Consider the following 23,866-nt stretch of genomic DNA (forward strand, 5'->3'; position numbering starts at 1 on the left):
GGCGGTGGTGCGGCGGGCTCACTAGGCTCGACGCCCGTGAACAGACGACGGAGGAAGAAGCTGTCGGAGCGTCTCGTCACGGCCGTGCTGGTCGGCGACCTCGCCCAGGTGCGCGCGCTGCTGCGCTCGGGCGCGCCTGCGGAGACGGCCGACGCCGCCGGCACCACGCCGCTGTACCAGGCGTCCGTGAACGGGGCCGCCGACCTCGTCCGCGTGCTGCTGGCGGCCGGGGCCTCGCCCGACACGGAGAGCGGGATCGGCTCGGAGGGGACACCGCTGTGCGGGGCGGCCTGCTGGGGCCACACGGAGGCCGTCCGCGCCCTCCTGGAAGCCGGCGCCGACCCGAACCTCAGGGAGGACCACGGCACGGGCTGGACCCCGCTGGACTGGGCGACGCACGGGTCGCACGGCGAGTCCGCCGACCTCCTGGTCGCCGCCGGGGGCCGACCACGGCCACAGCCATAGGACACAGCGAAGGGGCCTTCGCGGGCGGTCGGCCCGCGAAGGCCCCTTCGTCACATCACCGTCGGGACGACAGGATTTGAACCTGCGACCCCTTGACCCCCAGTCAAGTGCGCTACCAAGCTGCGCCACGTCCCGGTGTGCTCACGCGCGGTGCACCGCGCGATCACGCGGACAGCACTTTACCTCACCCGCCGGGCCACGCCTAAGCGGGCACGGCGAGGGACAATCGGCCCATGGACAGCCCTGCCGACACCCCCATGGACAGCGCGACGACGGACCGTACGGCCTCCGGCCGGCCGGTGGACGCGCGGGATCGCGACGACGAGGGGCGGGCGCGCAACGCCAGGCCCCGGGACGGGCTCGGCCGCCCGTTGCCGTACGGCACGGACGGTGTCCCCCGCCAGCCGGAGGGTGTCGTGCGGGAGCCGGAGGAGACGGTGGCCGAGGCGCAGCGGCTGTTGGACGAGGGGAAGCCGTTCCACGCGCACGAGGTCTTCGAGGACGCCTGGAAGTCGGGGCCCGAGAAGGAGCGGGAGCTGTGGCGGGGGATGGCCCAGCTGGCCGTCGGGCTCACCCACGCGGCCCGCGGCAATGTGACGGGCGGCGCCAGGCTGCTGCGGCGCGGGGCCGGGGCCGTGACCGACTGGGCGGCGTCGGGGGCCGGGCTGGAGCGGCCGTACGGGATGGACCTGGGCGGGGTCGCCGAGTGGGCCCGCGCGCTGGCGGGCGAGGTGGAGGGCGGCGCGTCCGTGGACGCGGGGGTGCGGGCGCCGCGGCTGCGGGGGTGAAGGCGGCCCGGCCGCGGGGCTGAGGGGCGGCCCGGCAAGGGCACTGTCAGTGGCGTACGGCAGACTCGTGGCGTGCGGACAATTCATGTGATCGGTATCGGCGCGGGCGACCCCGACCAGCTCACCCTGCAGGCGGTCAGGGCGCTGCGGAGCACGGACGTGTTCTTCGTCCTGGACAAGGGCGAGGTGAAGGCCGACCTGGTGCGGCTGCGCCGGGACATGCTGGAGACGCACGTACCGGAGGGGACGTACCGGATCGTCGAGGCGCGGGACCCCGAGCGGGACCGGCGCGCCGGCGGTGCGGACTACTCCCCCGCCGTCGAGGACTGGCGCAGCGCCCGCGCCGGCATCTACGAGCGGATGATCGCCGAGGAGCTGGGCGAGGACGAGAGCGGCGCCTTCCTGGTGTGGGGCGACCCCGCACTGTACGACAGCACGCTGGGCATCCTGGAGGAGATCCTGGAGCGCGGCACGGTGGCGTTCGAGTACGACGTCGTGCCGGGCGTCAGCAGCGTCTCCTCGCTCGTCGCCCGGCACCGCACCGGGCTGAACCGGGTGGCGCGGCCGGTGCAGATCACCACCGGGCGGCGGCTCGCGGAGGGCTTCCCGGAGGGGGTGGACGACATCGTGGTGATGCTCGACGCCCACCAGGTCTTCCGGCAGTACGCGGACCAGGACATCCACATCTACTGGGGCGCCTACATAGGCACCCCGGACGAGATCCTCGCCTCCGGCCCGATCGCCGAGGCCGCGCCCCGCATCGAGCGGCTGCGCGCCGAGGCCCGGGAGCGCAAGGGCTGGATCATGGACACGTACCTCCTGCGGCGCAACCCCGGCGACGGCTGACCGGACCGGGCGGGCCCGACCGGCGACCGTACCCGGGCGGACCGCCCCCGCATGCGTGGCCCGTGCACCGGTGTGATCGTGACCGTGTGACAGTCGCCGAGGAAACGCCCCGGACCGCCGCCGCCCAGCCGCCCGTGCTGGACAAGCGCCGCCGCAACGTCGTCTTCGTCACGATCATGCTCGGCATGCTGCTGGCGGCCCTGGACCAGACGATCGTGGGCACCGCGCTGCCGACGATCGTGTCGGACCTGGGCGGCGGCGAGCACATGTCGTGGGTGGTGACCTCGTACCTGCTCGCGGAGACCGTGGCTACGGTGCTGGTCGGCAAGTTCGGCGACATGTTCGGCCGCAAGGTCGTCTTCCAGGTCTCGGCGGTCGTCTTCATCACGGGTTCGTTCCTGTGCGGACTGGCCACGAGCATGCCGCTGCTGATCATCTGGCGGGCGATGCAGGGCGTCGGCGCGGGCGGTCTGATGGTCACGTCGATGGCCCTGATCGCGGACGTCATCCCCCTGCGGGAACGCGGCAAGTACCAGGGCGCCATCGGCGCGGTGTTCGGGGTGGCGACGGTCATCGGGCCGCTGCTGGGCGGGCTGTTCACCGACCACCTGTCCTGGCGCTGGGCGTTCTACGTCAACGTGCCCATCGCGATCGTCGTCGTCATCGCCGCAGCCCGCACCATCCCGGTGGTGAAGTCGGCCGCCCGGCCCGTCATCGACTACCTGGGCATCGCCCTGGTGGCGGTGGGCGCGAGCGCGCTGATCCTGGCGACCAGCTGGGGCGGCAACGAGTACGCATGGGGTTCGGCGGTCATCGTCGGTCTGTTCGCGGGCGGGCTGCTCGCGCTCGGTCTGTTCTGCTGGGTGGAGACCCGCGCGGCCGAGCCGATGCTGCCGATGCGGCTGTTCTCCAACCCGGTGTTCACGGTCTGCTCGATCCTCAGCTTCATCGTCGGCTTCGCGATGCTCGGCGCGCTGACCTACCTGCCGACCTACCTGCAGTACGTCGACGGCGACTCGGCCACCGTCTCGGGCGTGCGGACGCTGCCGATGGTGGCCGGTCTGCTGATCGCCTCGGTCTTCAGCGGCAGCGTGGTCAGCAGGACCGGGCGGTACCGGGTGTTCCCGATCGTGGGCACGCTGGTGATGGGCGTCGGCCTGTACCTGATGTCCCTGATGGGGCCGTCCACGGGAGCGTGGCTGGAGTCGCTGTACATGTTCGTGCTGGGCACCGGCATCGGCCTGTCCATGCAGGTGCTGACCATCGCCGTGCAGAACACCGTCGACTACGCCGACCTCGGCACCGCGACCTCCGGCGTCACCTTCTTCCGCACGCTGGGCAGTTCCTTCGGCACGGCCGTCTTCGGCACGATCTACGCCAACGCCCTCACCCCCAACCTGCGCGACGGCGTCGCGGCCGCCGCGGGCACCGGCGCCGCCGATCCGGCCGTGATCGGCAGGGCGGCGACCAGCCCGGAGGGCGTGCACCGGCTGCCGCCCGAGGCGTCGGCGCCGATCGTCGGCGCGTACGCGGACACCATCCAGACCGTGTTCCTGTGGACGGTGCCGGTCGCGGCGCTCGGTCTGATCGTCGCGCTGTTCCTCAAGCAGGTGCAGTTGCGCGACAGCGCCCGGCTGGGCTCCACCGACATGGGCGAGGGTTTCGCCTCGCCGCACGACGCCGACAGCAGACGGGCGCTGGAGGCCTCCGTCGGCAAGATCATCGGCAGTACCGAGCTGGACACCGCCCGGCGGATCATCGCGGACAGCGACACCCGGCTCGATGTCGCCGGCGCGTGGGCCGTGATGCAGGTCGAGCTGTTCACGCGGCTGGTCGGGCACGCCAGCCTCGGGCTGATCGCCGCCCGCCGCCGGGTGCCGCCCGAGGTACTGCTGCCGGTCTTTGACCGCATGGTGGAGGAGGGGTTCCTGACCCGTCACGGCTCCCTGCTCTCGCACACCGAGGCGGGTTCCCGTGAGGCCCTGGTCATCGGCCGGGCCTGGGCCGCCTGGCTGGAGGACCGCCTGGAGCAGGACGTCGGCCGGCCCACCGACGCGGACCTGCGGGCCGCGGTCGACTCCATCGCCAAGCGTCTGCTGGTCGAGGACCTGAGCAGCGGCCTGCCGGAGCGGGTGCGGCAGCCTGCCGCGACCCGCTGAGGGAGACGGAGCACGCCGGCCGGTCACGGCCCGGTGAGGCCCAGCCCTTCCAGCCGCTCCAGCACCGCCCGGACGTCGGGCTCCGCGGACACGCCGTCCGGCAACGGGGGTCTGCGGACCACGACCACCGGCAGGGCGAGGTCCCGGGCCGCCGTCAGCTTGGCCGCGGTGGCCGCTCCCCCGCTGTCCTTGGTGACCAGCACGTCGATGCGGTGCTCGCGCAGGACGGCCGTCTCGTCGGCCACCGAGAAGGGGCCGCGGGCGGTCAGCACGCGAATGTCCGGCGGCAGGGGCGGCTCGGGGAGCTCCACCGAGCGGACGAGGAAGTGGAGCGCGGACAGGTGCGCGAAGGCGGCGAGGCCGAGGCGGCCGGTGGTGAGGAAGACGCGGCCGCCGAGGTCCGGCAGCAGGTCGGCGGCCTCGGTGAGGGAGGCGGCCGGGTGCCAGTCGTCGCCGGGGCCGGCCTGCCAGCCCGGGCGGCGCAGGAAGACGGCGGGGGTGCCGGTGGCCGCCGCGGCCTGGGCGGCGTTCGACGACATGCGCGCGGCGAAGGGGTGGGTCGCGTCGACGAGGGCGTCCACCCGCCGCTCCCGCAGCCAGCCCGCCAGCCCTTCCGCCCCGCCGAATCCGCCGGTCCGCACCTCCCCGGCGAGGGTGCCCGGGCGGGTCACCCGTCCGGCGAGGGATGTGGTGACGCGGACGCCCGGCCGGGAGGCCAGGTCGGCGGCCAGGCGGCGGGCCTCGGTGGTGCCGCCGAGGATCAGCACGTGCGGGGACGGACGACGGGACATGGGCCGAGAGTACGGCCCCTCGACCGGGCCGGGACCGCGGCCCCCTCAGGGCAGCAGCAGTTGCAGCCCGCCCACGACGGTCGCCGCGATGACCAGGCGCTCGAACAACCGCTGGTTGATGCGGGTCACAGCCCATTTGCCGATGAACGCGCCGGGCACCACGAACACCACGAGCGCGGCGTCGAGGAACAGCGAGCGTCCGTCGATCAGTCCCAGACCGGCGCTGAAGGGCAGCTTGGACACGTTCACGATCAGGAAGAAGAAGGCCGACGTGCCGAGGAAGCCGAGCTTGCGGAAGCCCGCAGAGAGGAGGTACATCGACATCACCGGACCGCCCGCGTTGGCGACCATGGTGGTGAAACCGCCCAGGACGCCGTACGAACGGGCCTTCACGCGCCCGGCCGGTGAGGCACCCCCGTCGGGCTCGTCCGCGTCGGACTGCCTGGCCGTGTCGGCCTGCCGTCGGCGCCACACCGTCACCCCGGCCATCACCAGCAGGATCACGCCGATCGACGTCCTGACGACCGCGTCGTCGGCCCACACCAGGAACACGGTGCCCACGACCACGCCGGCCCCCACCGCCGGGAACAGCCGCCACAGCGTGGGCCAGTGCGCGTGGCGCCGGTAGGTGAGGACGGCGAGGATGTCGCCGGCGATGAGCACCGGCAGCAGGATGCCGGTGGAGGCGCGGGCCGGCAGGACCGCCGCGAAGATCGCGAGGCTGACCGTGTTGGCGCCGCTCACGGCGGTCTTGGAGAAACCGACGAGGAAGGCGGCGAAGGCGAGGGCGGTGAATTCCCAGCCGGTGAGGTGCCAGAGCGTCATGGTGTCCATTGCGGGCACCGATGCTATGCGCACCCCACCGGCGTCGTAAGCACCGTCTCGCCGTACGGACCTTAATGGGCCGTCAGCGGTGCGCGTACCGCGCCCGCAGTTCCCTCTTCAGCACCTTCATGCTCGGTCCCAGCGGCAGTTCCCGCGCGAACTCCACGCGGCGCGGGTACTTGTACTTGCCGAGGTGCCGCTTGGACCACTCGACGACCTCGGCGGCGTCCGGTGCCGCGTCGTCGGCGGGGACGACGACCGCGCACACCTCCTCGCCGTGCAGTTCGTCCGGGAGGCCGATGACGGCGACCTGCGCGATGCCGGGGTGGCGCATCAGCACCTCCTCGACCTCGCGCGGATAGACGTTGTAGCCGCCGCGGATGACGACGTCCTTCTTCCGGTCGACGATCCGCAGGAACCCCTCGTCGTCCTTGGTGCCGAGGTCCCCGGTGCGGAACCAGCCGTCGACCAGCGCCTCGGCGGTGGCCTCGGGGCGGCCCAGGTAGCCGGAGAAGACGTTGTGGCCGCGTACGACGACCTCGCCCAGTTCGCCCGGCGGCAGCAGCTCGACGCTGCCCTCGACCTCAGCGCGGGCGATCTCCACGTCCACGCCCCACAGCGGGTGGCCGATCGTGCCGGGCCTGGCGCCGAACACCGGCTGGTTCACGGCCGCCGCCGGGGAGGTCTCCGACAGCCCGTACCCCTCGTAGATCTTGGCGCCGAACGCCTCCTCGAACCGCTCCAGTACCGCCACGGGCAGCGATGCGCCGCCGGAGATGCACACGCGCAGGTCGGGCAGGGCGCCCGCCTCGGACGCGGCGGCGGCGAGGGCGACGAACATGGTCGGCACGCCGTGGAAGGTGTTGACCTTCTCCACCACCATCAGCTCGATCGCGCGCGCCGCGTCGAAGCGGGGCAGCAGGACGAGGGTGGCGCCCGCGCGCCAGGTGGAGTTGAGGGAGACGGTCTGGCCGAAGGCGTGGAACAGCGGCAGGGCGCCGAGCGCGATGTCGTCGGGCCGGATGTCGTTGGCGTCGAAGGCGTTGACGGTCGCGTTCATCACCAGGTTGAAGTGGCTGAGCACGGCGCCCTTGGGGACGCCCGTGGTGCCGCTGGTGTAGAAGACGACGGCCGGGTCGTCGGCATCGCGGGTGACGTAGGAGGGCAGCGGCTCGGCGTCGGCGGCGAGCTTGCCCAGCTCGTCACCGAGGGTGATCATACGTACGCCCGTCTCCCGCGCGGCGGTGGCTCCGGTCTCCGCCTGGGCCGGGTGGCACAGCAGCAGCGTCGCGCCGCTGTCGCGCAGCACGTGCTCGACCTCGGTCGGCGACAGCAGCAGGTGGACCGGTACGACCACGCCGCCGGCCGCGGCGATCGCGTAGTACGCCTGCGGGAAGTCGGCGGTGTTCGGCGCCATCAGGGCGACCCGGTCCCCCGGCCGCACGCCCAGGCCGGTGAGGGCGCCGGCCTGGGCCCGGGCCCGCCGCCACACCTCGGCGAAGGTCAGCCGCAGGTCGCCCTCGACCAGCGCCTCCTTGTCCGGGCGGCGCCGGGCGTTCTCGGCGAGGATGGCGGCGACGGAGAGGGTTGCCATGGGATGTTGCTCCGTTCCTTGCTGCGGCTCTGCGAGGGGTGGGTGGCGTCGACGGACGCGGCTAGTGCCGTTCGACCAGCAGCGCGCTGCCCTGCCCCACGCCGACGCACATCGTGGCGAGCCCGCGGCCCGCGCCGGTGCGGCGCATGCGGTGGAGCAGGGTGGTGAGGATGCGGGCGCCGGAGCAGCCGAGCGGGTGGCCCAGCGCGATGGCGCCGCCGGTGGGGTTGACCAGGTCGGGGTCGACGCCGAGCTGGTCGACGCAGGCGAGGGCCTGGGCGGCGAACGCCTCGTTGAACTCGGCCGCCGCGAGGTCGTCGACGTTCCAGCCGGCGCGGGCCAGGACCTTGCGGGTGGCGGGGACCGGGCCGATGCCCATGACGTCCGGGTGGACACCGGCGGAGCCGCCGGCGACGTACCGGCCCAGTGACTCAAGACCCAGCTCGTTCAGGGCCTCCTCGCTGACCAGGAGGAGGCCGGCGGCGCCGTCGTTCATCGGGGAGGCGTTGCCCGCGGTGACCGTGCCGCCGGGGCGGAAGACCGGCTTGAGGCGGGCCAGCTTCTCGACGGAGGTGTCCTCGCGGACGCACTCGTCGCTGTCGACGACCACGCCGTCGGGGCGCTCGACCGGGAGGATCTCGTCGTCGAAGTGGCCGTTCTTGCGGGCCTCGGCGGCCAGGCGGTGGCTGCGCAGCGCGAACTCGTCCTGGCGCTCACGCGGGATGCCGTACCGTTCGGCGACCTCCTCGGCGGTCTCGCCCATGGCCAGCAGGCCGTGCAGTTCCCTCATCGCCGGGTTGACCAGGCGCCAGCCGAGCCGCGTGTCGGCGGTCTCGACGCGGTGCGGCAGGGCCTCGTCGGGGCGGGGCAGTACGAAGGGGGCGCGGCTCATCGACTCCGAGCCGCCGGCGAGCACGATGTCGGCCTCGCCCGCGGCGATGGTGCGGGCGGCGGAGGTGACGGCCTCCAGGCCGGAGGCGCACAGCCGGTTCACCGTGGCGCCGGGGACGGAGTCGGGCAGACCGGCGAGGAGGGCGGCCATGCGGGCGACGTTGCGGTTGTCCTCGCCGGCCTGGTTGGCGGCGCCCCAGTAGACGTCGTCGATGCGGGCCGGGTCGAGGGCGGGGACGTCGGCGACCAGGCCCCGGATCACGGCGGCGGCGAGGTCGTCGGGGCGCACGGTGGACAGGGCGCCGCGGAGCTTGCCGATCGGGGTGCGGCGGGCGGCCGCGAAGTGGACGGGGCGCACGGGGTCTCCTGACCGTCGCTCGGCCGCCGGGGCGGACCGACACGTTACCGACTGACTTAATTAGCACTGCTAGTTTTGGACTATAGACCGCCGGGCGCCTCCCTGGGAAGATCCCCCCGTGACCGTCACCGACGCAGCCGGAGGAGACATGACCGAGGCCCGCGAGCACGACCTGGCCGGAACGCGGGGACGGCTCACCGCCCGTGAGTGGCCCGCCGAGCGGCCCGCGTACGTGGCACTGCTGGTGCACGGCTACGGCGAGCACATCGGCCGCTACGAGGATGTGGCCGGCGTACTGACGCGGCACGGGGCCGCCGTCTACGGCGTGGACCACACCGGCCACGGGCGCTCGGACGGGGAACGGGTGCTGATCGAGGACTTCGAGGACGTGGTCACCGACGTGCACACCGTGGCGGAACGGGCCCGGGCCGATCACCCGGAGCTGCCGGTGGTCATGGTCGGGCACTCGATGGGCGGCCTGATCGCCTCCCGCTACGCCCAGCGCCACCGCGGCGAGCTGACCGCGCTGGTGCTGTCCGGGCCGGTCATCGGCGACTGGGAGCTGCCGCGCACCCTGCTCGCCCTGGACGAGATCCCGGACAAGCCGATCAGCCCGTCCGCCCTCTCCCGGGACCCGGCGGTCGGCGCGGCGTACGCGGCGGACCCGCTGGTGTGGCACGGGCCGATGAAGCGGCCGACGGCCGAGGCGTTCGTACGGACCCTGGACACCGTGGCCAAGGGCGGCGACGTCGGCCCGCTGCCCCTGCTGTGGGTGCACGGCGACGACGACCGGCTGGTGCCGCTGCCCGGCAGCCGTCCCGGCGTGGAGGCGCTCAGCGGCGGTGACCTCACCGAGCGGATCTACCCGGGCGCCCGGCACGAGCTGTTCAACGAGACGAACCGGGCGGAGGTCTTCGCGGACGTCACGCGCTTCCTGGACGGCGTGCTCGCCCGCTGAGCGGCCGGACGTCCGGGAGCGGCGCAAGCCGCCCACCGGGGCGTTTGCCCCGTTGCCCGATGGGCACCCGCGCCGCGTACGCAGGCACCACGACCGACGGAGGGGCACCTCATGGCCGACGCCCTCGAACTCGACGCGCTGTGGGAGGACTTCCACCGCGTGTTGAATCCTCTCCCAGCCGAAGCAGGGAGATTCCTGGCTCACGCTGCCTGCCGGGTCAGCGACCAGGCAGGTCTTCCACGATCAATACCAGCCGGGTTGAAACCAGCCCGGTTTGGGACCACAAGCTTGGACGTGCATGTGCTGTCTTGGTTCTCGATCAGCACGGTGTACGCGCTTGATTCTCGCAACGCACGGCACACAGCCTACCCGGTCCCGTGGCCGACCGGACGCCCTCAAGGCGCGGAGAACGAACCCGAGCCCGACGACAGCCGCCTCAGGCACCGCCTCATGACGGTCGGGCACGACCCCCTGAAGCCGTAGCCGTGGGCCGGGACCAGGAACGCGTCGTACGGGAACTGGTCGACGCGCACGGGCAGACGTACGCGGAGGAGGCGGGCATCGCGCTGAAGGACACCCCGCAGCCGCTGTACCGGCTGCTGGTCCTCGCCCACCTGCTCAGCGCCCGCATCCGCGGTTCGATCGCCGTGGCCACCGCCCGCGCCCTCCAGGAAGCCGGGCTCAGCGACCCCCGCCGCATGGCCGACGCGGACTGGCAGGAACGGGTGGACGCGCTCGGCCGGGGCGGATACCGGCGTTACGACGAACGCACCGCCACGCAGCTCGGCGAGGCCGCGGAACTGCTGACCGAGCGGTGGGGCGGGGATCTGCGCCGGCTGCGGGAGGAGGCGGACGGAGAGGTCCCCGAGGTGCGGCGGCTGCTCCAGGAGTTCCCCGGGGTCGGCCCGACCGGCGCGGACATCTTCCTGCGCGAGGTCCAGCGGGTCTGGCCCGAGGCCGCACCCTACCTGGACCGCAAGGCCCTCCAGGGCGCGGAACGCCTCGGCCTGCCGAAGGAACCCGACCGGCTGCTGGACCTCGCCGGCAGGACGGATCCCGCGGTCCTCGCGGCGGCGCTGGTGCGGGCCTCGGTGGACAAGGAGGTCGCCGAGGACACCCTCGACCGCGCCGGGTGACGGGCCCTCTCGGCGCCGGGTCACCCGGACAGCCGCGTGCGCTGGTGGCCCGGCGGGGGCGGTGATGCCCTGAGGACACCGTGCAACGTCCCAGGAGGCATCCGCGATGAGCCGTCGTCCCGTCCCCCCTCTCCGTCTCGTGGCCTCCGCCCTCGCCGTGGGCGCGCTGCTCACCACCGCGGCCTGCTCGGACGGCGGCGGTGGTTCGACGGCGGCCGCGGACACCGCCGCCGAACAGGCCCGCGCCGCCGAGCAGGACGCCGCTGAGAAGGCCCCCACCGGGTCCCCCAGCGCCTCTCCCTCCACCCTCACGGAATCCGGCGCCAAGGCGGCCCTGCTCACCGAGGCCGACCTGGAGGGCGACTGGAACCGGGTCGACGACGCCGAGAAGTGGCGCGACAGCCTGCTCATCAACGAGGTCGACGTCTCCGACTTCCTCACCGCCAAGACCGACGCCGCCGAGTGCCAGCGGCTGCTCGACCGCCTCTACAGCCAGGACCTGCTGGGCAAGCCGTCGGGCGCGTCGGCGCTCACCGGCTTCGAGCAGGGCGACTCCCGGCTGCTGGAGCAGGTCGCCGCCTACGACCGTGCGGCCCTGGACGACGCCCTGAAGTGGATGGACTCCCTGCCGGTCGACTGCGACGAGTTCACCGCGACCGGCGAGACGGGCGAGAAGCGCACCGTCCAGGTGACCGAGGCCTCGGTGCCCGAGCTGGGCGACGCCCGCGAGGGGCTGCACGTGACCTTGCGGGGCCCCGCCGCCGGCAACCCGGCCACGCTCACCCTCGACATCGCCGCCGTACGCGTCGGCGGCTCCGCCCTCACCGTCACCGGCGGCGGCCTGGACGGGCGCGAGATCACCGCCGTCGAGCAGGGCGCGCGCCAGGGCACCGAGCGGCTGAAGACCGTACTGGAGGGCGGGACGCCGTCCCCGCAGCCCACCAACCTGGACTGAACCACCCACGCCGACTCTCGGCATCTGCGGCGAAACCCGGACAGGGTGATCACCGGACGGCACAATGGTGTGCGGCGGGCGGCGCACGCGCGAAGGAGCCGAGACGTGATCGATGGCGACCCCGTTCCCGGCGGGCGTCCGGGTGAGGTCGAGCGGGCCACCGCGCTGAGCGCGGAGCTGACCGGGCAGGACGTGCACGGGGTGGTGCTGGCGTACGTCGACACGGCGGGGATCGGCCGGGTGAAGACCGTGCCCACCGCGAAGCTCGCCTCGGCCGCTGCCTGGGGCGTCGGCATGTCCCCGGTGTTCGACACGTTCCTGGCGAACGACGCGATCGTCACCACGGACGTCCTCGGCTCCCCCGACGGCGATCTGCGCCTCTATCCCGACCTCGACCGGCTGACCGTACTGGCCGCACAGCCCGGCTGGGCGTGGGCGCCCGTCGACCGGATCACGCAGGAGGGCGAGCCGCACCCGGCCTGCGGTCGCACCGTGCTGCGCCGGATCGTCGCCGAGGCCGCCCGGTCGTACGGGCTCTCCTTCAAGGCCGCCGTAGAGATCGAGTGGGTGGTGGGCCGGGGCGACACGGACGGCGACGACTTCGTCCCGGCGGTGTCCGGACCGGCGTACGGCGCCGTGCGGCAGATCGAGCTGAGCGACTGCGCCGCCGACCTGCTGGCGGCGCTCGCGGCGCAGGGCGTGGACGTGGAGCAGCTGCATCCCGAGTACGCGGCGGGGCAGTTCGAGATCTCGGTCGGTGCCCTCGACCCGGTGGCGGCGGCCGACCGCAGTGTGCTGGTGCGGCAGACGATCCGGGCCGTGTCCCGGCGGCACGGGCTGCGGGTCTCCTTCGCCCCGGCGGTCCTCGGACAGGGCGTCGGCAACGGCGGGCACCTCCACCTCTCCGCCTGGCGCGACGGGCGGAACCTGCACGCGGGCGGTCCGGGCCGGTACGGGATGACGGCCGAGGCCGAGTCCTTCGTGGCCGGGGTGCTGGACCACCTCCCGGCGCTCACCGCGATGACCGCGCCGAGCCCGGCCAGTCGTCTGCGGCTGCGTCCCTCGCAGTGGGCGGGGGTGTTCACCGCCTGGGGCCGGGAGACCCGCGAGGCCGCCCTGCGGATCGTCACCGGCACCACCGGCGTGCGCGACCGGGCGGCGAACCTGGAGGTCAAACCGGTCGACCTGGCCGCCAACCCCTACCTCGCGCTCGCCTCGGTGATCGCCGCCGGACTGGACGGGCTCGCGTCGTCCGCGTCGCTGCCCGAGGAGACCACAGGCGACCCGGCCCGGCTCGACGCCGCCGAGGCCGCGGCCCGGGCTGTGCGCCGGCTGCCGGTGTCCCTCGCGGAGGCGGTCGGGGCGTTCCGCGCGGACGGTGTGCTCCGGGCCGCGCTCGGGCCCGTCCTCGCCGACGCCGTGATCGCGGTGCGGCGGGGCGAGATCGCGGCGGTCGACGGGCTGGACGACGACGGCGTGGCGGCGGCCTACCGCTGGAAGTACTGACATGGCGGCCGGCCCCGTCGAGGAGCGGCTCGCCACGCTGGAACTGGTCGACCACCACTGCCACGGCGCGGTCGCCCACAGCCTGGACCGGGCTGGCTTCGAGTCCCTGCTCACCGAGGGCGAGGCGTGGCCCGGAGTCTCCCCCTTCGACAGCCCCGTAGGCCTGGCGGTCCGCCGCCACTGCGCTCCCCTGCTGGACCTGCCCCGCCACGCGCCCGCCGACGTGTACGTGGCCCGGCGGGCCGAACTGGGCGCCGAGGAGGTCAACCGGCGGTTCCTGCGCGCGGCGGGCACCGGGGTGTTCTGCGTGGACACCGGGTTCGCCCCGGACCGGGTGACGACACCGGGGGAACTGGCCGGGGCCGCGGGCGCGGTGGCGTACGAGGTGGTGCGGCTGGAGTGCGTCGCGGAGTCGGTGGCGGCCCGGGGCGTCGAACCGGACGCGTACGCGGCGGCATTCCGGGCGGCGGCCTGGGAGGCGGTACGGCGGCCGGGCGTGGTGGGCGTCAAGTCGGTGGCGGCCTACCGCACCGGCTTCGACCTGGACCCGGCGCGGCCCTCGCCTGCGGAGGTCACCGAGGCCGCCCGGCACTGGCTGGCCCGCGGCGGCCGGCTCGACGACCCGGTGCTCGTACGGCACCTGCTGTGGACCGCGGTGGACCTCGGACGCCCCTTGCAGCTGCACACCGGCTTCGGGGACAGCGACATCCGCATGCACCGCGTGGACCCCACCCACCTGACCGACTGGCTGCACCTGACCGCCGGCACGATCCCGGTCCTGCTGCTGCACTGCTGGCCCTACCAGCGCCAGGCGGCCTACCTGTCGGCGGTCTTCGAACGGGTCTACGTCGACGTAGGCCTCACCCTGCACCACGTCGGTCCCGCCCGGGCGGGCGCGATCCTCGCGGAGGCGCTGGAGATCACGCCGTTCCGCAAGCTGCTGTACAGCTCCGACGCCTACGGAGTGGCCGAGTTCCACCACCTGGGGGCGCTGGCCTTCCGGCAGGGACTGGGCGGGCTGCTGCGGGAGCGGGTGGCCGCCGACGAGATGGCCCTGCCGGACGCGCTGCGCATCGCGCGCTGGGCGGGGCGCGACAACGCGCGCCGGGTCTACCGGTTGCCGGGCGGTCCGCGCGAAGAAGCACCGGACGACGAGGCTCCGGACGACGGCTGAGCGGCGTGGCGCCCATCACAGTCCCGGAGCGCCGCCCGGGAAGCAGGAACGGCTGAAAGTATGATCAAGCGATGTCTGACATGACCGAAACCACGCCGGGCTGGCTGACGACCGACGAACTGGAAATGGCACGCGCCCGCATGCCGATCCTGTACGTCGAGGCGGTACCCGTGCGCGTCGACGACAGCGGCGAAGTCACCAGCGTGGGCCTGCTCCTGCGCATCGGCCCCGACGGGACGGTCAGCCGGACGCTGGTCTCCGGGCGGGTCCTGCACCACGAGCGGGTCCGGGACGCCCTGCTGCGTCACCTGGAGAAGGACCTCGGCCCGGTGGCGCTGCCCCGGGTGCCCGCCTCGCTCCAGCCGTTCACGGTGGCCGAATACTTCCCCACGCACGGGGTCACGCCGTACCACGACCCCCGGCAACACGCCGTCTCCCTGGCCTACGTCGTGCCCGTCGCCGGTGACTGCCGGCCCCGGCAGGACGCGCTGGACCTGGTCTGGTTCGATCCGCGCGAGGCGCTGTCCGAGGCGGTGCAGAGCGAGATGCCGGGCGGGCACGGGGTGCTGCTGAAGCAGGCGCTGGCGCACGCGGGCTGCGTGGTCTGAACGGCTGCGGCGAAGCTACTCCCCTTGCCGCTCGCCGTCGCTCAACTGCGGTTCCAGGTCGTCCCTGAGCAGGCCCCGGGACCCCGTCTGGCCGGTGCGGTAGGCGGAGCGGGCCACCAGGTGGGAGGCGACCGGGCTGGTGAGGAACTGGAAGAAGATGATGAGCGCGAGGGTGCCCATGTCGATGCCGTGCCGCAGCCGCAGCGCCACCCCGACGAGGACGAGCAGGATGCCGAGGGTCTGCGGTTTGGTGGCGGCGTGGCTGCGGGAGAGCACGTCGGGGAGGCGGAGCATCCCGATCACACCGAGCAGGCACTGCAGGCAGCCGAGGAGCAGGAGGACGGCCCCGATCAGGTCGGCGGCCTCGGTCCAGGCGTTCACCGGTGGTCCTCCGTGCCGTCCGCCCGCCTCGAGGGCCGGTCGCGTACGGCGATGAACCGGGCGATGCCCACCGAGCCCGTGAAGCCGAGGAAGGCGAGTACCAGCAGCACGGGGAAGTAGAAGGAGTCGCCGTCGTGGGCGGCCTTGACGGCGATGCCGGCGATGATGAGCGCCGCCGCCACGTCCAGGGCGACCGCGCGGTCCAGCATCGAGGGCCCGTACCAGATGCGGTACAGCAGCAGGGCGCCGGCGACGAGGATCATCACCAGCGAGGCGACCAGCATGGCCTCCTCGACGTCGTCCAGGGTGGTCACGGCGAGGGGTTCCCTTCCGGTACGGGACGGGCGGCGTGGGCGATGTCCTCGGCGGTGCCGAAGGCGCGGGCGACGAGTTCCTCCACGCGCCACACCTGCCGCCGGGCCCGCTCGATCTCGCCGGGGTCGTCGGCGTCGAGGACGTGCAGGAACACGGTGGCCGTCGACCGGCGCACCTCGATCACGGAGCCGCCGGGGACGTTGGAGACGGCGACGGTGGTGGCGGTGAGCATGAGGTCGCTGCGCACCCGCAGCGGAACGGCGACGACCGCGGCGCGGTAGGGGCCCTTGGCGAAGATCTGCCGGGTGACCGCGACGCTGGAGGCGAACATGTCGTACAGCAGATAGGCCGCGAGCCGCAGGATGCCCAGCGGGCGCAGCCGCAGGCCGAGGTCGACGGCGGGCAGCGGGAAGGCGAGGCACAGGGACACGGCGACGATGACGCCGTTGACGAGGTTGGCCCAGGACGGGGTGCCCCACAGCAGGTTCCAGATGACCGTGAGCCAGGCGATGAGCGGCAGGTCGAGAATGCGTCTGCCGCCGCCGATGCGGAACGACCAGCTGTAGGGGGAACGGTCGCGCAGGAGGTTGCTCATCGGCCGAGCACCGCCTCGATGTAGGGGGTGCGGGCGAGGAGTTCGGCGGCGGCCGCGTCGGTGAAGGTGGTGAGGGGGCCGCCGAGCACGGTGTAGAGCAGACCGAGGGCGACGGCGGCGCCGGTCGCCACCAGCATCGGCCAGGGCAGCCGCTTGGTGGTGGTGATGGACTGCCCCAGGAATCCGGCGGAGACCACGGCGCCCGCCGGTACCGGCAGGCCGCGCCCTGCCCCGGCCTCCCTCGCGTCCTCGCCCTCCTCGTCGTCGCCCGGATCGTCCTCGGCGGACTCCAGCACCCTGCCCTCGCCCTCGGTCCCGGGCGGCGCGTCGCGCCAGAAGGCGAGGTTCCAGACCTTCGCCATGACGTAGAGGGTGAGCAGGCTGGTGGCGGCGGACGCGGCGACCAGCGCCCAGGCCCAGCCGCCGCCGTTGTCGACGCCCGCCCGCATCAGGCCGAGCTTGCCGATGAACCCGGAGAGCGGCGGGATGCCCCCCAGGTTCATGGCGGGCACGAAGAACAGCACGGCGAGCAGCGGCGCGGACTTCGCCAGGCCGCCGAGCCGGGTGAGTTCCGTGGTGCCGTCCCGCCGTTCGACGAGCCCGGCGACGAGGAAGAGGGTGGTCTGCACGGTGATGTGGTGGGCCACGTACACGATCGCGCCGCTGATCGAGCCCCGCCCGGCGAGCGCGATGCCGAAGACCATGTAGCCGATGTGGCTGATGAGGGTGAAGGACAGCACCCGCTTCAGGTCGGTCTGGGCGACCGCGCCGAGGATGCCGACGACCATGGAGGCGAGCGCGGCGAGCATCAGCACGTCGCCGAGGCGGTGGCCGGGGAAGAGCAGGGTCTGGGTGCGCAGCATCGAGTACACCCCGACCTTGGTCAGCAGACCGGCGAAGACCGCGGTGACCGGCGCGGGCGCGGTCGGATAGGAGTCGGGCAGCCAGGCCGCGAGGGGGAACACCGCGGCCTTGATGGCGAAGACCGTCAGCAGCATGGCCTCCAGCAGGGTGCGCACCCCGAGCGGAATCTCCTGCAGCCGCACCGCGAGCTGGGCGAAGTTGACGGTCCCCGCGACCGAGTACGTCATGGCGATCGCCACGAGGAAGAGCACCGAGGAGAACAGCGAGATGATCACGTACGTCGATCCGGCGCGGATGCGGGTGGCGGTGCCGCCGATGGTGAGCAGGACGAAGCTGGCGACGAGCATGATCTCGAAGCCGACGTAGAGGTTGACGAGGTCTCCGGCGAGGAAGGTGCAGGAGACGCCGGCCACGAGGATGAGGTAGGCGGGGTGGAAGACGCCGACCGGTGTCTGGTCGTCGCGGTCGGCCATGCCCTGGCCGAGCGAGTACAGGTTGACTAGCAGGGTGACGGCGCTGGACACGGTGAGCATCAGGCCCGCGAGCCGGTCGGCGACGAGGGTGATGCCGACGGGCGGCGCGAAGTCGCCGAGGTGCACGCTGAGCGGACCGTGGCGGTCGGCGGCCACCATGAGGACGACGGAGAGCACGAGGACCGCGGCGAGCACGGCGAGGGTGATGAAGCGCTGGAACCGCTGGAGCCGGGGGCCGATGGCCAGCTTCAGGCCGGTGACGCACAGGGGCAGCAGGACGGGGAGGGGGACGAGCGCGTTCACCTGGTTCCTTCCGTGCCGGCGCCCTCGGGGTCGTCGGGCTGGTCGGGCGGCGGGTGGCCGGAGTCCTCGCCGGGGTGGGAGTCGGGCTCGCGGCCGGACTCCTCGGGGTCGTTGGAGGGCCCGGCAACGCGGGCCGGCGCGGGTCCCGGACGGCCCGCAGCGTCGGTGGAGCCCAGCTCCCGGCCCTGGCGGTAGTCCTCGGGGTCGGCGCCGAGGATGTCGTTCCAGATGTTTCCGGAGACGTCGTTGGCGCGGGCCTGGTAGGCGCGTTCCTCGCGGACCCGGCGGCGCAGCCGTCTGCGGGCGGCGCGGTAGCGGGCGCCCAGTTCGGGGTCGGTGCCGGGTTCGGCGCGGGCCTCGCGGTAGCGGTCGCGCAGTTCACCGCGCCGGTCGAGGAACTCGGCGCGCAGGGCGACCAGCCGGTCCTCGGTGTCGTCGCTGATCTCGTCGGAGCCGGTGACCTGGTGGCTGCGGTAGGCCATGGCGAGCAGGAACGCGGTGGTGGCGAGGGTGATGACGATCGCGGTGAGGGCGATGGCCTGGGGCAGCGGGTCGGTGACCCGGTTGCGGATGACCTGCGGGTAGAGCAGTGGCGGGGCGCCCGCGCTGCCGGTCGAGCTGAGGACCAGCAGGTTGACGCCGTTGCCGAGGATGACCGCGCCGAGCAGGATCCGGGTCAGGGACCGGGTCAGCAGCAGGCTGCCGCCGACGGCACTGAGGACGGCGGCGGCCACCAGGAGGGAAAGGCTCACGGTCATGCGGGGCCCGCCTCACCGCGCGGTGCGGGCCGTCCGGCGGCGGCCCGTTCGATCTGCCGGTCGATGCGGGCGCCGAGGGCCCGCACGATGTCCAGGACCACGCCGAGGACGAGGAGGTAGACGCCGCAGTCGAAGAGGACGGCGGTGGACATGTGGGCCTCGCCCCACACCGGCAGGTGTCCGTGCCAGGTCCAGCCGTGCAGCACGGTGCCCTCGGCGAGGCCGCCCAGCGCGACCCCGGTGGACAGGAACAGGCCGAGGCCGGTGAACAGGCCCGGTTTGGCGGGCACGGCGTCGGCGAGTTCGTGCCGGCCGCCCGCGAGGTAGCGGGCGATGAAGGCGACACCGGCGGTCAGGCCCCCGACGAAGCCGCCGCCCGGCAGGTTCTCCGCGCACATCAGCAGGTAGACGGAGAGGACGAGGATGGGGTGGAAGATGAGGCGCGCGACCGCTTCCAGGACGACGGAGCGGCGCTCCGGGGCGAGGGTGGAACTGGCCGCGAGCCAGGTCCGCTCCGGCGCGCCCTCGTCGCCGCTGGGCAGGCCCGCGAGTTCGTACGGGGACGCCCGCCAGGCGGTGCGCAGGCCGGCGTGCGGGTGGTCGCCGGGCAGCGGCAGTACGGGCTGCTCGGCGGCGTCGGTGCGGCGGTGCAGGTAGATGAGGCTGGTGACGCCGATCGCTGCGGCGGCGAGCACCGCGGACTCCCCCATGGTGTCCCAGGCCCGCAGATCGACGAGGATCGTCGCGACGACGTCCTTCAGGCCGTGGTCGGCGGTCTCCTCGACCATCGCCGCCCCGGCGCTGTCGGCCCGGCGGTGCCCCGCCATGATCCAGACGACGAAGGCGACGGCGGCGCCGCCCGCGAGCGCCACCGGCATCCGCAGGGCGCGCCGGGCCCGGCTGTAGGTCTCCTCGAAGTGCACCGGCATCCGGCGCAGCACGAGCACGAACACGATCATCGAGACGGTCTCCACGCAGAACTGGGTCAGCGCGAGGTCGGGCGCGCCCTGCGCCACGAAGAGCAGCCCGGTGCCGTACCCGGTGAGGCCGGCGAACACCACGGCCTTCATCCGGCGCCGCACGCCCAGGCACAGCAGAGCGGCGGCGCAGGTCAGCAGCGCGACACCGGCCTGGGCCGGGTGGTCCCACAGCCGGGGGGCGGGTACCGAGGTCCAGGGTTCGTCGACGATCAGGATGGCGAGCTGCCCGGCGAGGACCACGCTCATGGTCGTCACCAGGTACACCGACAGCGAGCCGCGCTGCACGAAGCCGGTGCACTGCAGGGCGGTGCGTTCCAGTGCGAGCAGCAGCCGTCCGAAGTTCCGGTCGGCGGAGCGCCAGGCCAGGAGGTGGCCGATCCGCTGGACGGGGCTCGCGGTGAGGAAGAGCAGCACCCCGCCCGCCCAGGACGCGCAGGACAGGCCGAGGGCGAGGCCCGCCCCGTGCCACAGCGCCAGGTGGTAGGGGTGTGCGGGCGCCGGGAACTGCTCGGCGTAGGTGCCGAGGAGCCCTTGGAGCCAGGGCACGCCGGGTCCGAGGACGAGGCAGGCCAGGGCGAGTACGGCGGGCGGCGCGAGGAAGGCCGGTGCCACGGCGTGCGCCTCGGTGTCCGGGACGCCGGACTTGCGGGCGAAGGCGCCCCACAGGTATCGCAGGGTGTACGCGGTGGTCAGGGCCGAGCCGACGACGGTCATGGCGAGCGCCCAGCGGTCTGAGGTGTCGCCGTTCAGGAGGGACTGGAAGGCGGCTTCCTTCGCGGTGAAGCCGAGCAGCGGCGGTACGGCGGCCATGGACAGCCCGGCGACGACGGCGACCGCGCACACGGCGGGCAGCCGCCGCCCCAGCCCGGAGAGTTTCCGCAGGTCACGGGTGCCGGTGGCGTGGTCGACGATCCCGGTGACGAGGAAGAGCGGGGCCTTGAACAGGGCGTGGGCGAGGATCATGGCGGTGGCGGCGACGGCGGTGTCGTGGCTGCCCGCGCCGGCGAGGACGGTGAGGAAGCCGAGCTGGCTGACCGTGCCGTACGCGAGGACTAGTTTCAGGTCGTTGAGGCGCAGCGCCCGCCAGCCGCCCAGCAGCATCGTCGCGGAGCCCAGGACGAGCAGCAGCGGCCGCCAGGGGGTGACCTCCGCGAAGGCGGGGGCGAGCCGGGCGATGAGGTAGACGCCCGCCTTGACCATGGCGGCGGCGTGCAGGTAGGCGCTCACCGGGGTGGGGGCCGCCATGGCGTTGGGCAGCCACAGGCTGAACGGCCAGATCGCGGACTTGGAGAGGGCGCCGACGAGGATCAGCACGACCGCCGTGGACAGCGCCGCCGACGCGGGCGGCGGGTCGGCGAGGATCGCCGAGATCCGGTAGGTGCCGGCCTCGTGACCGAGGATCAGGAAGCCGACGAGCATGGTCAGTCCGCCGAGGGTGGTGACCGTCAGGGCCTGCAGGGCGCTGCGCCGGTTCCGCTTGTGGTCGCTGGTCTGGCCGATCAGCAGGTAGGAGAAGACGGTGGTCAGTTCCCAGAAGATGTAGAGCAGGATCAGGTCGTCGGCGAGGACCAGGCCGAGCATCGCCCCGGCGAAGGCGAGGAGGTTTCCGGCGAACCTGCCGAGCTGCCGGGAGCGGTCGTCGAAGTACGAGGCGCAGTAGACCAGGACGAGGGTGCCCACGCCCGCGGCGAGCAGCACCATGAGTTCGGCCAGGGCGTCCAGCCGCAGCGCCCAGTCCACCTGGTAGGCGGGCAGCCAGGCCCACTCGGTGGTGTCGGCGCCGCCCGCGGCCGTCGTGCTCCACCGGGTGGCCGCCCAGACGGCCGTCGCGGCGGGCGGCAGGGCCAGCAGGAGGAAGGCACGGGTCCCGCACCATCTCACCAGCGGCGCGGCGAACAGCGCGAGCGCGAAGTGGCAGAGGATGAGCACGGACACCCGACAGTGATATATCGGGCATCTCACCTGAGCGCCCAGGCACGCCGCAGGGAGAGCAATCGAGGGGCGGTTCCGGATCTCTCCGGCACCGCCCCTCGATCAACGACTGTCTCCAGTCGGGACGACAGGATTTGAACCTGCGACCCCTTGACCCCCAGTCAAGTGCGCTACCAAGCTGCGCCACGTCCCGTTGCCCGCCTGACCTGGGGTTTCCCCCGGCCGAACGCGCAGGAAAACCATACCGCACTCGGGCCGGTGGTCGCGCATCGCTTTTCCGGGGACCGGAGCCGGCAGGTCAGCGCTTCTCCGCGCGGGACGGCTCGGGCGCCGCCGTCGTCCGCTCCGAGCCGGCCGCGGCGGCGTCGACCCGCACCAGTCCGCGGACCGCCGGTATCAGGAGCAGGGCGGCGCACACGCCGAAGCTCGTCGCGCCGGCGACGAGGAGCACGTGGTCGGCGCCGAGGGCAGCGGCGGCCGGGCCGGCGAGGGCCTGGCCGACGGGCATCATCGCCAGCGAGCCCGCGACGTCGTAGGCGTGGATGCGGTTGAGGACGTCCGGCGGGACCTGGGTCTGCACGCTGGTCGCCCACATCACGCCCCAGAAGGACATCCCGGCGCCGGCGACGGCGGCGCCGGTCGCCATGGCCGGCACGCCGAGCCCGGCGCCGACGCTCGCGGGGAACGCGGCGAAGCCGACGAGGGCGATCGCTCCGGCGCGGAGCATCCGGCGGGGACGCAGCCGCAGGGCGAGGAGCCCGCCGACGACGGTGCCGGCGCCCAGGGCGGAGTTGACCAGGCCGTAGGCGCGCGGTCCGTGTTCCTGCACCACCTCGGTCGCCACCAGCGGCACGGTCGGGCCCCAGACGGCGATCATGTAGACGCACCAGACGGCGATGACGCCCCACAGCCACTGCCGGGAGCGGAACTCCCGCCAGCCCTCGACCAGGTCGGCACGGAACGCCTTGGAGCCGCGGCCGGCCACGGTCCGGCGCCCCGGCGCGAGCGGAGGCAGCCGGAGCAGCAGCAGGCACAGGGCGCTGATCGCGTAGGTGGTGGCGTGGGCGGCGAAGACACCGCCGGGCGAGGCGAAGCCGACCAGGAGTCCGGCGACGGCGGGCCCGGCCAGCTGGGCGGCGGACTCGGCGACGCGTATCGCGCCGTTGGCGCCCTGGATGTCGGAGGCGAGCCGGGGCACGGTGCTGGCGACGCCGGGCTGGAAGACGGCGCCCGCGACGCCGTTGACGAACCCGATGGCGCAGATCTGCCACAGCACGACGTGGCCGGAGAAGAAGAGGACGGCGGCCAGGGCCTGGGTGCCGAGCCGCACCAAGTCGGCGCCGATCATCAGCTTGCGGGTGCTGAAGCGGTCGGCGAGGACTCCGCCGAAGACGACCAGGCCGGCGAAGGCGGCGGCCGTCGCGGCCATGGCGAGGCCGACCGCGCCCGCCCCGTACCCGTGCTGGAGCAGGCCCGCGGCGAGCGCGACCGGCAGCATGGTGTCCCCTAGCCGGGCGATCGCCCGGGCGGTGAAGAACAGCGCGAAGTCCCGCGACCAGACGGCCCGCGCCGTCTTTCCGCGTGCCGTCCGCTCCTGCCCGGTCTGCGACGACGTCCCGGCCATCCCGCGCCATCCCCTCCCCGGCCGGCTCCGCCGGCGTCCGCCCCGTGCGGCCTCTGCCCGTCCCCCACGCGTCGTGCGTCCCCCACGCGTCGTGCTCCTGGCAGCCGGAGCCCCCCTCCGGCCCCGGCTGCCACGCATGTCCCCGGATCATGCCACGGGGCACTGACAACGCCCGAGGGATTTTCAGCCCCCGGATCCCCCGGACCCCCCGGACGCCCCGGACGGCAGTCCCAGCTTCGGATGGGCCTCCAGCAACCAGGGCGGCGCGGCCTGGCGCCAGGAGTCGGCGAGGATGTCGCGCAGCTCGTCCTCGCCCTCCAGCGCCGCGAGGCGGGCCCGTACCCAGGCGAACTGCGCCTCGTGACCGGCGATCCAGAACTTCTCCGGCTCGGCCAGCACCAGTTCGTCGCGCTCCTCCTTGGGGCAGCGCACCGCGATGGATGTCTCGTCCTCGGGCAGCGTGGCGAACATCTTCCCCGCCACCCGGAACGTGGGCATGCTCCAGGCGGTCTTCTCCGTCGTGTCCGGCAGGGACAGGGCGATACGGCGTACGTCTTCTGCGTCCGGCATGTCAGGCACCGTAGCCG

Annotated in this window: 22 protein-coding genes and 2 tRNA genes; 10 read left to right on the top strand and 14 right to left on the bottom strand. The window is 73.5% G+C overall.

Annotation, left to right across the window (positions count from 1 at the left end; translation table 11 throughout):
* Positions 1 to 36 precede the first annotated feature (36 nt).
* Positions 37 to 465 (top strand): ankyrin repeat domain-containing protein, encoded by a 429-nt coding sequence (locus KUM03_RS30195; protein WP_217253545.1) that lies wholly within the window; start codon positions 37 to 39, stop codon positions 463 to 465.
* A gap of 61 nt (positions 466 to 526) precedes the next feature.
* Here the strand turns inward: KUM03_RS30195 and KUM03_RS30200 are convergent.
* Positions 527 to 600 (bottom strand) — tRNA-Pro (locus tag KUM03_RS30200).
* A 98-nt stretch (positions 601 to 698) separates the two neighbouring features.
* Between KUM03_RS30200 and KUM03_RS30205 the strand changes: the two genes are divergently transcribed.
* From KUM03_RS30205 to KUM03_RS30215, 3 genes are all read left to right on the top strand, one after another.
* Complete coding sequence (locus tag KUM03_RS30205) at positions 699 to 1,253, top strand: DUF309 domain-containing protein (RefSeq protein ID WP_217253547.1); 555 nt, start codon at positions 699 to 701, stop codon at positions 1,251 to 1,253.
* 72 nt (positions 1,254 to 1,325) lie between these two features.
* Positions 1,326 to 2,099 carry a precorrin-6A synthase (deacetylating) gene (cobF, locus tag KUM03_RS30210; RefSeq protein WP_217253550.1) on the top strand — a complete coding sequence of 258 codons (774 nt, stop codon included), beginning with the start codon at positions 1,326 to 1,328 and terminating at the stop codon, positions 2,097 to 2,099.
* Positions 2,100 to 2,185: 86 nt separating this feature from the next.
* Positions 2,186 to 4,258, top strand: a complete 2,073-nt coding sequence (locus KUM03_RS30215) for an MDR family MFS transporter (protein ID WP_217253552.1) — start codon at positions 2,186 to 2,188, stop codon at positions 4,256 to 4,258.
* Positions 4,259 to 4,281: 23 nt separating this feature from the next.
* Here the strand turns inward: KUM03_RS30215 and KUM03_RS30220 are convergent, their stop codons facing one another.
* The 4 genes from KUM03_RS30220 to KUM03_RS30235 all read right to left on the bottom strand — a co-directional run bounded on the left by KUM03_RS30220 (position 4,282) and on the right by KUM03_RS30235 (position 8,717).
* Entirely contained in the window at positions 4,282 to 5,049 is a 768-nt protein-coding gene (locus tag KUM03_RS30220; RefSeq protein WP_217253555.1) for a cobalt-precorrin-6A reductase, read from the bottom strand.
* Positions 5,050 to 5,094: 45 nt separating this feature from the next.
* Complete coding sequence (locus tag KUM03_RS30225; RefSeq protein ID WP_217253557.1) at positions 5,095 to 5,883, bottom strand: sulfite exporter TauE/SafE family protein; 789 nt, start codon at positions 5,881 to 5,883, stop codon at positions 5,095 to 5,097.
* A 73-nt stretch (positions 5,884 to 5,956) separates the two neighbouring features.
* Positions 5,957 to 7,468 carry a long-chain fatty acid--CoA ligase gene (locus KUM03_RS30230; protein ID WP_217253559.1) on the bottom strand — a complete coding sequence of 504 codons (1,512 nt, stop codon included), beginning with the start codon at positions 7,466 to 7,468 and terminating at the stop codon, positions 5,957 to 5,959.
* 61 nt (positions 7,469 to 7,529) lie between these two features.
* Complete coding sequence (locus KUM03_RS30235) at positions 7,530 to 8,717, bottom strand: thiolase family protein (RefSeq protein WP_217253562.1); 1,188 nt, start codon at positions 8,715 to 8,717, stop codon at positions 7,530 to 7,532.
* 148 nt (positions 8,718 to 8,865) lie between these two features.
* Between KUM03_RS30235 and KUM03_RS30240 the strand changes: the two genes are divergently transcribed.
* From KUM03_RS30240 to KUM03_RS30265, 6 genes are all read left to right on the top strand, one after another.
* Positions 8,866 to 9,675, top strand: coding sequence for an alpha/beta hydrolase (locus KUM03_RS30240; protein WP_217254070.1), 810 nt, complete (start codon positions 8,866 to 8,868; stop codon positions 9,673 to 9,675).
* Between the two features lie 485 nt (positions 9,676 to 10,160).
* Positions 10,161 to 10,811 (top strand): endonuclease, encoded by a 651-nt coding sequence (locus tag KUM03_RS30245; protein WP_217253565.1) that lies wholly within the window; start codon positions 10,161 to 10,163, stop codon positions 10,809 to 10,811.
* Between the two features lie 106 nt (positions 10,812 to 10,917).
* Positions 10,918 to 11,766 carry a hypothetical protein gene (locus tag KUM03_RS30250; RefSeq protein ID WP_217253567.1) on the top strand — a complete coding sequence of 283 codons (849 nt, stop codon included), beginning with the start codon at positions 10,918 to 10,920 and terminating at the stop codon, positions 11,764 to 11,766.
* A 105-nt stretch (positions 11,767 to 11,871) separates the two neighbouring features.
* Entirely contained in the window at positions 11,872 to 13,272 is a 1,401-nt protein-coding gene (locus tag KUM03_RS30255) for a glutamine synthetase family protein (RefSeq protein WP_217253569.1), read from the top strand.
* A gap of 1 nt (position 13,273) precedes the next feature.
* Complete coding sequence (locus KUM03_RS30260) at positions 13,274 to 14,446, top strand: amidohydrolase family protein (protein WP_217253571.1); 1,173 nt, start codon at positions 13,274 to 13,276, stop codon at positions 14,444 to 14,446.
* A gap of 80 nt (positions 14,447 to 14,526) precedes the next feature.
* A complete protein-coding gene (locus KUM03_RS30265) occupies positions 14,527 to 15,054 on the top strand; it encodes an NUDIX hydrolase family protein (protein ID WP_217254071.1) in 528 nt (175 codons plus the stop codon).
* Between the two features lie 15 nt (positions 15,055 to 15,069).
* On the opposite strand, the gene mnhG is transcribed toward KUM03_RS30265, so the two are convergent.
* From mnhG to KUM03_RS30310, 9 genes are all read right to left on the bottom strand, one after another.
* A complete protein-coding gene (gene mnhG / locus KUM03_RS30270) occupies positions 15,070 to 15,435 on the bottom strand; it encodes a monovalent cation/H(+) antiporter subunit G (protein ID WP_217253573.1) in 366 nt (121 codons plus the stop codon).
* The gene (locus KUM03_RS30275; protein ID WP_254400141.1) at positions 15,432 to 15,719 is read right to left on the bottom strand and encodes a monovalent cation/H+ antiporter complex subunit F; all 288 of its coding nucleotides are present in this window, start codon (positions 15,717 to 15,719) and stop codon (positions 15,432 to 15,434) included. The genes mnhG and KUM03_RS30275 overlap by 4 nt, the downstream gene beginning before the upstream one ends.
* 26 nt (positions 15,720 to 15,745) lie before the next feature.
* A complete protein-coding gene (locus KUM03_RS30280; RefSeq protein WP_217253578.1) occupies positions 15,746 to 16,345 on the bottom strand; it encodes a Na+/H+ antiporter subunit E in 600 nt (199 codons plus the stop codon).
* Positions 16,342 to 17,985 (bottom strand): Na+/H+ antiporter subunit D, encoded by a 1,644-nt coding sequence (locus tag KUM03_RS30285; protein ID WP_217253581.1) that lies wholly within the window; start codon positions 17,983 to 17,985, stop codon positions 16,342 to 16,344. Before KUM03_RS30285 ends, KUM03_RS30280 begins: the two co-directional genes overlap by 4 nt.
* Entirely contained in the window at positions 17,982 to 18,743 is a 762-nt protein-coding gene (locus KUM03_RS30290; protein ID WP_217253583.1) for a Na(+)/H(+) antiporter subunit C, read from the bottom strand. The genes KUM03_RS30285 and KUM03_RS30290 overlap by 4 nt, the downstream gene beginning before the upstream one ends.
* Entirely contained in the window at positions 18,740 to 21,658 is a 2,919-nt protein-coding gene (locus tag KUM03_RS30295) for a Na+/H+ antiporter subunit A (RefSeq protein ID WP_217253586.1), read from the bottom strand. Before KUM03_RS30295 ends, KUM03_RS30290 begins: the two co-directional genes overlap by 4 nt.
* A gap of 116 nt (positions 21,659 to 21,774) precedes the next feature.
* A tRNA-Pro gene (locus tag KUM03_RS30300) sits at positions 21,775 to 21,848 on the bottom strand.
* Between the two features lie 105 nt (positions 21,849 to 21,953).
* Positions 21,954 to 23,279, bottom strand: a complete 1,326-nt coding sequence (locus KUM03_RS30305) for an MFS transporter (protein WP_217253588.1) — start codon at positions 23,277 to 23,279, stop codon at positions 21,954 to 21,956.
* Positions 23,280 to 23,462: 183 nt separating this feature from the next.
* Positions 23,463 to 23,849 carry an MmcQ/YjbR family DNA-binding protein gene (locus tag KUM03_RS30310; protein WP_217253591.1) on the bottom strand — a complete coding sequence of 129 codons (387 nt, stop codon included), beginning with the start codon at positions 23,847 to 23,849 and terminating at the stop codon, positions 23,463 to 23,465.
* Positions 23,850 to 23,866: the final 17 nt, after the last annotated feature.

Origin of the sequence: Streptomyces sp. AC602_WCS936, assembly GCF_019049125.1 — a bacterium.
Lineage (GTDB): Bacteria > Actinomycetota > Actinomycetes > Streptomycetales > Streptomycetaceae > Streptomyces.

Coding starts and splice junctions, on each gene's coding strand:
- KUM03_RS30205 (WP_217253547.1), top strand. CDS start 699: ATGGACAGCCCTGCCGACACCCCCATGGACAGCGCGACGACGGACCGT.
- KUM03_RS30220 (WP_217253555.1), bottom strand. CDS start 5,049: ATGTCCCGTCGTCCGTCCCCGCACGTGCTGATCCTCGGCGGCACCACC.
- KUM03_RS30225 (WP_217253557.1), bottom strand. CDS start 5,883: ATGGACACCATGACGCTCTGGCACCTCACCGGCTGGGAATTCACCGCC.
- KUM03_RS30230 (WP_217253559.1), bottom strand. CDS start 7,468: ATGGCAACCCTCTCCGTCGCCGCCATCCTCGCCGAGAACGCCCGGCGC.
- KUM03_RS30240 (WP_217254070.1), top strand. CDS start 8,866: ATGACCGAGGCCCGCGAGCACGACCTGGCCGGAACGCGGGGACGGCTC.
- KUM03_RS30250 (WP_217253567.1), top strand. CDS start 10,918: ATGAGCCGTCGTCCCGTCCCCCCTCTCCGTCTCGTGGCCTCCGCCCTC.
- KUM03_RS30260 (WP_217253571.1), top strand. CDS start 13,274: ATGGCGGCCGGCCCCGTCGAGGAGCGGCTCGCCACGCTGGAACTGGTC.
- KUM03_RS30265 (WP_217254071.1), top strand. CDS start 14,527: ATGACCGAAACCACGCCGGGCTGGCTGACGACCGACGAACTGGAAATG.
- KUM03_RS30275 (WP_254400141.1), bottom strand. CDS start 15,719: ATGCTGGTCGCCTCGCTGGTGATGATCCTCGTCGCCGGCGCCCTGCTG.
- KUM03_RS30280 (WP_217253578.1), bottom strand. CDS start 16,345: ATGAGCAACCTCCTGCGCGACCGTTCCCCCTACAGCTGGTCGTTCCGC.
- KUM03_RS30290 (WP_217253583.1), bottom strand. CDS start 18,743: ATGACCGTGAGCCTTTCCCTCCTGGTGGCCGCCGCCGTCCTCAGTGCC.
- KUM03_RS30305 (WP_217253588.1), bottom strand. CDS start 23,279: ATGGCCGGGACGTCGTCGCAGACCGGGCAGGAGCGGACGGCACGCGGA.
- KUM03_RS30310 (WP_217253591.1), bottom strand. CDS start 23,849: ATGCCGGACGCAGAAGACGTACGCCGTATCGCCCTGTCCCTGCCGGAC.